Here is a 7,301-nt window from a genome sequence, read left to right on the forward strand (position 1 = left end):
CGTCACGGCCGGGCCGCGTCGCCCGGGGCCCGCCGTCACCGGCCCGACCGTCCGTCGGCCCGCCGGACTGCTGCGGCGCCACCGCGACTTCCGGCTGCTGTGGATCGGTGAGACCGCCAACAAGTACGGCTCCGCCGTCACTGGTCTGGCCCTGCCGCTGATCGCGGTCAGCACGCTGAACGCGAGCACCTTCCAGGTCGGCCTGCTCGGCGCCGCGGGCTGGGTGCCCTGGCTGCTGATCGGCCTGCCCGCCGGGGTGTGGGTGGACCGGCTGCGCTCCCGCCCGATCATGCTCACTGCGACCGCCGTCTCACTGGTGCTGTACGCCACCGTGCCGCTGGCCGCCCTCGCCGGAACGCTCACCCTCGGGCACCTGCTGGCCGTGGCCCTGCTCGCCGGGGCCGCCGGGGTGTTCTTCCAGACCGCGTACACCGCGTACCTGCCGCAGCTGCTCGACCCTGCGGACCAGCCCGAGGGCAACGCCAAACTGCACGGCAGCGCCTCCGCGGCCGGCATCGTCGGACTCGGCAGCGGCGGCCTGATCGCCCAGCTCGCCGGCCCTGTCAACGGACTGCTCGCCAACACCGCGACGTTCCTGCTCTCGCTCTGGTGCACCGCCCGGATCGGCCACCGCGAGACCGACCGCACGAACCGCCCGCGACGGGCGCTGCGCCAGGAGATCGGCGAAGGCCTGCGGCTGCTCGGCTCCGACGTCTGGTTCCGCACCTTCACCCTGTTCGGCGCCGCCTCCAACCTCGTACTGACGGGCTACCAGTCCCTGCTGGTGGTCTTCCTGATCCGCGAGGTCGGCATCGGCGAGGGCACCGTCGGCCTGCTGGTCGGCCTGGCCTCCACCGGTGGCATCGTCGGCGCGGCCTTCGCCCGCCGGGTCGCCGCCCGGCTCGGCACCTCCCGCGCCATGCTGATGCTCGAACTCGTCCTGCCCGCCCTGACCGTCCTCATCCCGCTCACCGGCCGCGGTCTCGGACTGGCCTGGTACCTGATCGGCGGCTTCGGCGCCTCCGCCGGTGTGGTCGCCGGCAACGTCATCAAGTCGACCTTCCAGCAGCGCTACTGCCCGCCGGAACTGCTCGGCCGACTCTCCGCCAGCAGCGCCGTGCTCAACTTCGGCTCCATCCCACTCGGCGCCCTGCTGGCCGGCTTCCTCGGCACCCAGTTGGGCGTGCGCCCCGCGATGTGGCTGATGACCATCGGTGTGCCACTGGCCGCACTGATCCTCTGGTGCTCCCCGATGCGCCGCGTCCGCGAACTGCCCACCGAACGCCGGACGCTGAACGGCGCCGACCTGCCCGTCACTCCGGCCTCCATGAGCTGACCCTCCTCTCACTTCGGGTGCCACTGACGAACTGTGATCCCCTGCCAGCAGCGGAGGTCAATGAGGGGCTGGACGCCGAACCCTGCCCGGACGGCACCGCCGAGCCGCGCGGACCGCGATCAGAACCTGTGGCCGGACGGCCCGGGACCTCGGCGACACAGCACTCCGATTGCCGGTACCGCCCGGACTGTCAGCGCTGACGCGGGGTGGAGGCCGCCGATTTGCGTGGGGCTCGGACCCGACGGGCCGGCGCGGGCACGGAGGGTACGGCGGGCTCGGCGCCGGGGTGGGGGCTGTCGGCCTCCGCCGCGGCCTGCCCCCGCTGGGTGGGCACCACTGGCGCGGCGGACAGGGCCTGCAGATTCCGCTGGGTGGCCGCCGCCTCGGCCGCATCGACTTGCTGACGGAGCATCACCGCCTCGCGGTGCGCCGACGGCACGCCCGCCTCCGCGGCCCGCCCGTACCAGTCCAGGGCGCGCTCGATCTGGTGACGATCGGCCAGCATCCGGGCGGCCGCGAGCAGGGCGTCCCGGTCGCCGGCGCCGGCGGCCCGCGCGTACCAGTCGAGCGCTTCGTCGATCCGGCCCCGGTTCTCCAGCATCTCGGCCGCTTCGGACACGGCCTGCAGGTCTCCGGTGTCGGCGAACCGCTGCACCCACTCGATGGCCTCGCCCGTACTCACCGACCCGGACAGCATCCGGGACGCCTCGCGCAGCCGGTCCGACTCAGGACGGTCCGCCGAACGCAGCAGCAGGTCCGCTTCGAAGTACCGACCGGCGTCTTTCAGCAGTTCCACCGCATCCGGCAGCAGCGCGGTGCCTGCGGAACCCCGATCCGTCGCAGGCTGCGGTACCACCGCACCACCCTCGGCCTCTTCGGCCGCTCCGAGGAGCGGCAGGGGGCGGGAGCGAGGACGGTCGGACGCCGTCGCCGACCGCCGGTCGAGCTGCTCGACCACGTGGACCACCTCGGGCAGCGCATGCCGGTCGCCCGCCCTGACGGCGGCGCGGTACCAGCTGATGGACTCCCGCGACCGGCCGAGCTCGCCCAGCAACCGGCCGAGTTCACGCATCGCGTAGGTGTCGCCACGATGGGCGGCGAGCTCGTACCAGTGCACCGCCCGATCGCGGTCGCCGTTCCGTTCCAGCATGTCGGCCGCCTGGAACAGGGCCGCCTCGCTGCCCGCCTCGGCCGCCTTGCGGTACCAGCTCAGCGCCTCGACCAGGTCGCCGTCCCGCTCGCACTGTTCGCCACGCTCCCGCAGGGTCACGTGGTCGCCGATGTGCCCGAACCGGGGCAGGTCACCGAACTGACCGTGTCCGGCGGACAGTGCCGCGGCCTCGTGCCAGACCGTCTCGCCGATCCGGCCCGTCGCCGCCCACACTTCTGCTGCCCATACGTCTGCTGCCTCGTGCATCGTGGTGACCCCCTGTTCCCACGCACGTTCCCACCAGGCGATCGCCTGGTCCGTTCTCCCGACCACCGCGCAGATCCCAGCGCGGGCAGCGGGCACCTCGGGATGTCCGTCGACCGGCGCCCACTCGAACCAGCTCATGGCCTCGTCCGCGTGGTCGAGCCCGACGACCGGCTGCCCGGCACGGTCATGGGCGGCCAGGTGACTGGCTTCGGTCTCCGCTTCGGAACGCTCCAGTGCCTCGGCGATCTCGCCCGTGCAGCCGAGGAGTTCGGCGCACCGGCAGAGCGCTTCGACGTCTCCGTCCTCGACGGAGGGCCGCGCGCCGTTGCCGGTCGGGGGCGAGGCAGCATGCGGGAAGCCCGTTGCCACCTGCCGCTCGGCCGGGCTCGACGTCACCGCAGTCGGGCTGCGGTGCGCCCGGTCGGCTTCCATCAGGGCGGCCCAGTAGCGGGCGTTTCGCACCGGGCGACCGGCCGCGCGGGACAGTTCCCCCGCCACGATGGTGAGTCGGTCGACGTCGCGGGGCACGGAACGGCCGGACAGCCAGCCGTTGAGAGTGGATGGGCCGATCCCACCCAGCCCGGCCAACCGTTTCCGAGTGATCGTTCGTCCGTCGGCCTGGCGGGCAGCCTCCCAGAGCAGGAGCAGTTCGCACAGCACCCGGGAGTGGGCGACACGGCCCCTCACCCGCACGTCAACTGCCATGCCAGCTCCCCGGCCGGACTTGGGACGGATCTTCGGATCTGCCCCTCTGCGTGCAGGGTACGCACTCCGCCACCCCGTCGTACCTAGTTCTCCGGGAATCAGCTACGGGATCGGCGATCCTGCCCCCATCAGGGCCCCTGACCTGCTATAGGAGTCTCGGGCCATCATGATCGGGCGCGGGTCTCCCGTGCCCTTGCCGACCACGGGCCGGGCGACCGGGTCAGTGCCGCTGCCGCAGGGATGTCAGGACGGCTTCGGCCATGCCCTGTTGACCCTGCGCGTTCGGATGCATCGGAGCCAGGCCGCCCGTTGCGCCAAGGGGTTCGATCCAGCGGGTGCCCTCCGCCTCGCACATGTCGTGGCCGGCGGACGACGCATAGGTGTCGACGAAGGTCGCTCCCGCCGCCTCGGCCCGTTGGCGGAGCATGGCATTCAGCTGCTGCTCCTGCTCCGCGACGAATCCGATGTCGGCGGCCGCGATCCCGTCCCCGAGTGTCTTCGCGCATCGGGCCGGATCCTGCGGCAGTAGCGCCGGGTACCCGATCAGGAGGATCCTGGCCTGCGGTGAGCGCCGCTTGACCTCACCAAGCGCGGTCGTGAGCCGCTCGCTGGTGTCCTGCACCCTCCGCTGGACCTCGCCCCGCCCGGCGCCGGTGGTGTAGTAGCTGCGGCAGGGCGCATCGCTGTTCCCACCGATCAGGTTGTACCGGACGTTCTCCAGCGCGCAGCGGCCCAGGACGTCGAGGAAGCCGGCGTCGTTGCCGCCGATACCGACCGTGACCAGGCGGGTCGCTGGGCCGAGCGCGTCCAGCTGGGGAGGATTGACCCCGTTGTCGGTCCGCTGGGCGGACGTCAGGTCTCCGGTCCGTGCGCCGCTGCAGCTGACGTCGGTGAAGCCCTGCAGGCCGAGCTGTCGGGCCACCAGGGACGGGTAGTTGACCCCGGAACGACCGCAGCCCAGGGGCGAGCCGTTCTGCGGCGGGATCTTCAGGCCGGAGGTGTAGGAGTCCCCGACGGCCACGTACGGCCCGGTGATCGGCGTCGCGGAAGGACTCGGCGATGCCGCCGTACCGGGGCCCGGCTTCGAGGAGGTCTCGGCGGCACTGCACGCGGCGGTGCCGATCAGCACCGCGGCGGTGGCGGCCAGCAGGCGGCGGTGCACCTAGTCCGCGCCGCGCTCGTGCTCGGCGAGGAACTCCTCGAATCGGCGGCCGAGCTCATCGGCCGAGGGCAGGTCGGTGGTCTCGGCCAGCAGGCTCTCGCGGTCGACCGCGCCGGAGACCGCGTCGTACTGGCTCTCCATGCCCTGGATCGCGGAGCGCAGTTCGCCGTCTCCCTGGGAGAGCTGGTCCTCGATCTCGGCGTAGACCTCATTGACCCGCGCGCGCAGCTCGCTGCCGGGCATGACCAGACCGGTCGCGGACTGCACGGCCTCCAGGATCACCACCGCGGCCGCCGGGTACGCGGAGCGCGCGATGTAGTGGGGTACGTGCGCGGCGAAGCCCAGCACGTCGTGGCCGGACTCGGCGAGCCGATACTCGACCAGTGCCTGTGCGCTGCCGGGGACCTGCGCCTGGTCGAACCACTTGGGGTGGCCGGCCGCCAGATCGATCCGGTTCCCGTGCGGGGTGAGGCTGACCGGCCGGGTGTGCGGCACGCCCATCGGGATGCCGTGGAAGGAGACGGCCAGGCGGATCTCGAACCGCTCCACCAAATCCCGTACGGCGGCGGCGAACAGCTCCCACTCGGTGTCCGGCTCGGGACCGGTGAGCACCAGAAACGGCGCACCGACGGAGTCGTGCACCAGCTGGAGGAGGATCTCCGGCGGGTCGTAGTCCGTCCAGCTCTCCCGGTCGAAGGTCATTGCGGGGCGACGGGCCCGGTAGTCGACCAGCCGGTCGTGGTCGAACCTGGCGACCACCTGCGGCGAACCGTGCTCCAGCAGGTGCGCCACGACCTGGCCGCCCGCCTCGCCGGCGTCCATGAAGCCCTCGAAGTGGTACAGCAGCACCAGGCCGGCACCGGCCTCCGCGGCGGCGCGGGCCGCCGCCAGGGCGGTCACGCCCTGCGGTTCCAGCTTGTACAGCTCCTTGGGATCACGCACAGCGCACCCAACCCCGTTCTGTCTCGTTGTCTCCGAATGTTTCCGGATCTGCTCTGTCCAGCGTGCGACGGCTCGCCGGAATTCCCGTCCGCGCACGCGTCTTCACTCCGTCTCGGGAATCCTCTCACCCTCCGGAAAAGCCGCTGGTCGTGGACGTGGCGGAGGGGCCGAGCGGTAATATGACGGGGCGTCTCGGCGTGCCGAAAGGACCCGCGCGTCCCCGTTGGCGCGCCGCGAAGTGACGCACCGCCTTCTGGCGGGTATCGTCCTCTCGCTGCCTCGCATCGTCGCGTCGTCGCGCCACGCCGTCTGTCACGTCGTGGGCCACGCCCCGGTCCGTTGTGCTGCCAGCCATCCATTGCGCACCTTGCCTTCATCTGGCCGCCTGCTTCGCTTCGTGATCTCGTTTCTCTCTCGGCCATCTCGCGGACGCACACTGTCCCGTCGCTCATCCCGCCGGATCGGTCCGTCGACCCGTGTCCGTACCGGCACCGCGCTGCCCGCCTCCGGGCTGCCGACCCACCGCACGCCCGAGCCTCTGGCGTAGCGCGCCCGGGCGGCCGTCGTCCGGAGCCGGGGCGAACGACCACTGCCCACGCGCCGCGAACCCGGCACGCGGGCCCCGACGACAGCCGAAGGACCGAAGGATCCGTGCCCGTACCCGTCACCCTCTACGGCCGCACCGTGCGGCTGGAGCCCCTCGCCGAGCACCACGCCGCGGCCCTGGCCGAGGCCGGCGCTGAGGACCGTACGACCTACGCCTTCACCCCTGTCCCGCACGGCCTGGAAGCCGCGCGGGAGTACATCGCCCGCGCCCTCGCCGACCAGGCGGCGGGCCGGTCGATGCCGTACGCCACCGTGAGTACGGCCGACAATCGGGTCGTTGGCTCGACCCGGTTCCTGGAACTCGACTACTGGCAGGGGCCGCTGGTCTGGCCTCCCGTGCCGGGGATCCCGTACGGCGATCCGCTGGAAGCGGTGCCGGACGCCGCCGAGATCGGGAACACCTGGCTCTCTCCGCGGGCGCAGGGCACAGGCATCAACACGGAGGCGAAGCTGCTGATGCTGCGGCACGCCTTCGAGGCTTGGGGCGTGCAGCGGATCTCGCTGCGGGCGGATGCCCGCAACGCCCGCTCCCGGATCGCCATCGAGCGGCTGGGCGCCACCTCCGAGGGGATTCGCCGGGCGCACTCGCGCGGCCTGGACGGAGTGGTCAGGTCCACTGCGTTCTATTCGATCCTGGACGAGGAGTGGCCGGCCGTCCGCGACATCATCGAGCTGCGGATCGCCGCCGCGACCTCGCCCAGCGCGCCGGATCCGGCACCGCTCAACCAGGAGTGCCTTAGACACGGCGGCTCCCTGGTCGGCGAGCCTGTGATCGGCAGCTCGCTGCTCCCGGCCGCCTGAGACGGCCTTCCGGCTCCCGCTCCGGCGGGGGCCGGCCCGTCCGGGGCGGGTGTGCGACGGGGTCGGCCCCCGCCCACCCGCCCCGGACGGCTCTTTGCCGCGATGGAGCTTCAACGCTCTGTCGAGTTGTCAAGGAGCGTGGGCCGCACACGGTTTGGCTCCACCTCCGATCCCGGGTGTGATCCTTCTGACACTCCGCCAGGTCCGACCCTCGCCCGGCCTCCACCTCAGCCCTCTTGCCGGTCGCCCTCCATGCCGGTCTCCGAGCCGGCCGCCTCCGCGGCAGCGGCCAACTGTTGGAGAGCGGCAATATGGGCGGCCAGCGCAGCGCG

At 72.2% G+C, this 7,301-nt stretch carries 5 protein-coding genes and 1 pseudogene; 2 read left to right on the top strand and 4 right to left on the bottom strand.

Annotated features, from left to right (window positions below):
• The first annotated feature begins 67 nt into the window (after positions 1-67).
• The gene (locus tag IEZ12_RS01710; protein WP_189270524.1) at positions 68-1,336 is read left to right on the top strand and encodes an MFS transporter; all 1,269 of its coding nucleotides are present in this window, start codon (positions 68-70) and stop codon (positions 1,334-1,336) included.
• Between the two features lie 190 nt (positions 1,337-1,526).
• Here IEZ12_RS01710 and IEZ12_RS01715 read toward each other — a convergent pair whose 3' ends face one another.
• From IEZ12_RS01715 to IEZ12_RS01725, 3 genes are all read right to left on the bottom strand, one after another.
• Entirely contained in the window at positions 1,527-3,458 is a 1,932-nt protein-coding gene (locus IEZ12_RS01715) for an SEL1-like repeat protein (protein ID WP_189270408.1), read from the bottom strand.
• A gap of 220 nt (positions 3,459-3,678) precedes the next feature.
• On the bottom strand, positions 3,679-4,620 hold the full coding sequence (locus tag IEZ12_RS01720; protein ID WP_229847141.1) for an SGNH/GDSL hydrolase family protein: 942 nt from the start codon (positions 4,618-4,620) through the stop codon (positions 3,679-3,681).
• Entirely contained in the window at positions 4,621-5,562 is a 942-nt protein-coding gene (locus IEZ12_RS01725) for a PAC2 family protein (protein ID WP_189270409.1), read from the bottom strand.
• Positions 5,563-6,213: 651 nt separating this feature from the next.
• Between IEZ12_RS01725 and IEZ12_RS01730 the strand changes: the two genes are divergently transcribed.
• Positions 6,214-6,969: a GNAT family N-acetyltransferase gene (locus IEZ12_RS01730; protein ID WP_100585751.1), complete on the top strand. Its 756-nt coding sequence runs from the start codon at positions 6,214-6,216 to the stop codon at positions 6,967-6,969.
• A 227-nt stretch (positions 6,970-7,196) separates the two neighbouring features.
• Here IEZ12_RS01730 and IEZ12_RS40880 read toward each other — a convergent pair.
• Positions 7,197-7,301, bottom strand: a pseudogene (locus IEZ12_RS40880) (transcriptional regulator); the annotation flags it as partial.

The organism is Kitasatospora griseola (assembly GCF_014648555.1).
GTDB lineage: Bacteria > Actinomycetota > Actinomycetes > Streptomycetales > Streptomycetaceae > Kitasatospora > Kitasatospora griseola.

Coding starts and splice junctions, on each gene's coding strand:
- IEZ12_RS01715 (WP_189270408.1), bottom strand. CDS start 3,458: ATGGCAGTTGACGTGCGGGTGAGGGGCCGTGTCGCCCACTCCCGGGTG.